The organism is Brevibacterium aurantiacum, assembly GCF_900169065.1.
Lineage (GTDB): Bacteria > Actinomycetota > Actinomycetes > Actinomycetales > Brevibacteriaceae > Brevibacterium > Brevibacterium aurantiacum.
In genome coordinates, this window is the sequence record NZ_FXZB01000057.1 from 1 (window position 1) to 2,329 (window position 2,329).

At 53.9% G+C, this 2,329-nt stretch carries 2 protein-coding genes and 1 pseudogene; 2 read left to right on the forward strand and 1 reads right to left on the reverse strand.

The window, feature by feature from the left end:
• Window positions 1–86 precede the first annotated feature (86 nt).
• Both BAUR9175_RS19010 and BAUR9175_RS19280 read left to right on the forward strand, forming a co-directional pair.
• Window positions 87–1,268, forward strand: a complete 1,182-nt coding sequence (locus BAUR9175_RS19010) for a 5-methylcytosine restriction system specificity protein McrC (protein ID WP_180959292.1) — start codon at window positions 87–89, stop codon at window positions 1,266–1,268.
• 72 nt (window positions 1,269–1,340) lie between these two features.
• Complete coding sequence (locus BAUR9175_RS19280; RefSeq protein ID WP_146000932.1) at window positions 1,341–1,922, forward strand: alpha/beta fold hydrolase; 582 nt, start codon at window positions 1,341–1,343, stop codon at window positions 1,920–1,922.
• Window positions 1,923–1,933: 11 nt separating this feature from the next.
• Here the strand turns inward: BAUR9175_RS19280 and BAUR9175_RS20040 are convergent.
• A pseudogene (locus BAUR9175_RS20040) lies at window positions 1,934–2,146 on the reverse strand (IS1634 family transposase); the annotation flags it as partial.
• Between the last annotated feature and the right edge of the window lie 183 nt (window positions 2,147–2,329).

Genomic DNA, 2,329 nt, shown 5'->3' on the forward strand with positions numbered 1-2,329 from the left:
CAACGGCAGGCTTGAACACCTCCGCGGGTCTGCTCTGGGGTTCCGTAACATCACCCACTACATCGCCAGGTGTCTGCTCGAGTCCGGTGGCTTCAGACCGGTTCTACACTCTCAATTACGATGAGCCAGTAATTCCGATAGGGCAAGCTGTAATTGAGATCCAGCCGAAATTTCTCGCCTCCGCCGACTCTGAAGGTTCCTGGCGAGAGGGGCTCCTAGCCGTATTGGCACATATTCGTGGTCTCGACAGTCTTCCCAGAGTCGTTGGCGGACTCGTGCCAGACTCTTTTGTGGACCTGATTGGTGTAGCAGTTGCTTCTGGACTCGCACAGGCAGTGCATGACGGCATGCCGCGTAGGTACTTACAACAATCAGAGGACTCAAGTGTTTTTAGAGGGCAACTCGACGTAAACCGTGCGTGGCGAATCTATCTTGATCCGACGCGAATCCCGATTATCTACGATGAATTCAGTGCAGACACACCTGCGGTGCGTCTTCTGCTCTGGGCTGCAACTAGACTTAGACACAGCGTGATATCAAAGGCTTTAGGGAGCCAACTCGAACATCTTTCTACGCTTTGGCATGACATCCCTGCAGATAAGCCCACCGCTTCCGAGATTGAGACGATTACGTTACCAATTCAGTATTCGTTTCTCGACAATGCAATCAGAGCGGCGAAAATACTTGCATCCGGAGACTTTCTTGGGCTGTCTGCAACCGAGCAACAGGATTCCTTTGGATTCGTATGGAAGACCGAAACGGTTTTCGAAGATTTTGTGCGCGCGGTTTGTAGTGTTGCAGCTGGATATATAGGAGCTGATGCTAACAAACTTGAGATTCCAGTCCTGCTGAACCCAACTGATACATCACCGTCGTTCAGGCAAGAAGCCAGTATTGCTGTTGGAGGAGAACCTGACGTTGTGGTTCATCGCCGGGGTGCTACTTTGGCCATTCTTGATGCCAAGTACAAAAGGCTAGGCCGAATGACTAAAGATACTCCGGGAGCACCCAGCGCAGCTGACGTCTATCAGGTTTGCTACTATGCGGCGCAGGCAAAGTTGGATAAGGTAGCGCTGGTTTATCCTGCACAGTCCACATTTACTCAAAGCCGACGGTGGCCAGTAGCCTGGCCAGAAGGCTCCGCGTCCACCAAACAACCACAGTCCATTTACGCGTTCAGTGTGAATCTTGCATGGATGGCGGGAGCAGGGGGCTTTGAAAGACTGGTGCAGGAAATGCGCCAAAATCTGGCTACTTTAATGAGCTGAAATTTTTATGTTGTGATATAAAAAGCGTGCGACATCGTTGAATCAGAATTTGGCTTGTTGCAATCTGGGCCGATGTTTGTACAGTGGGAGGCTCCAGAGCAAGTAACACGGCGTTATCCAGTCGTGCTAGTGCACGACGGCGGTGGTCAGGGTACAGATTGGCTGACTACGGTGGATGGGCGCCCCGGGTGGGCGGACCACTTTCTCGCGGCAGGGTTCCCCGTCTATGTCGTTGATCGTCCCGGACACGGGCGGTCGCCTTTCCATCCGACAGCCATGGGACAAATGGGTGCTCCATTTTCCTACCAGGCTGCGCAGGGCTTGTTTCTTTCTGACGCAGGTTCTGAGCCGCACTGCCAGTGGTCGTATGGAGGACAACCTGGCGACCATGAACTTGATCAGCTAGTTGCCGGAATGGGCCCTTCGCCCGCTGACTTGGGCTACTCCCAAAGTCTAGATTGCGACCGCCTCACACGCCTTCTGGACCAGTTGGGACATTCATTGATCGTGACCCACTCCGCTGGCGCCCCTGCCGGCTGGTTAGTCGCGGAAGCGCGACGCGATTTAGTCAAAGGCGTCGCAGCGGTAGAGCCGATAGGCCCTCCCTTCGCGGATTTTCCTGGTATGGGCAAACTTGACTGGGATCTGACCTGAGTTGCTTCACTTTAGTGCCCCGGCCCGGGCCCGAAACTTTCGACGCTGCTAATTAGCTCGGCAACGTTTGGCGGGACTTCGGGTGGGAACACGAGCTCGTGCCCATCGATCTCACCCACGAACTCACGTAGTGGCCGCAACGTGGTGATGACCTTCTTCAACGACAACCCTGTGGCTTCTTGCATGAACCTCGCGAGAGCCAACGCCGTGAACACGGGACTGATGCAGGGTTAGGTGACATCTAATCTGGCTTGTTTACAGGCAAGCCTGGAAGGATAGACTGTTTGGAAGGGCCTTCCGGTAGCGAACGTGTAACGAAGTGGTAGCAGCTATGTAAGAACCTGGTAGCACTCATGGAGGATTGCTTTCACCCACGACATCGAAGTCGTGACAAGTGAAAGGAACCC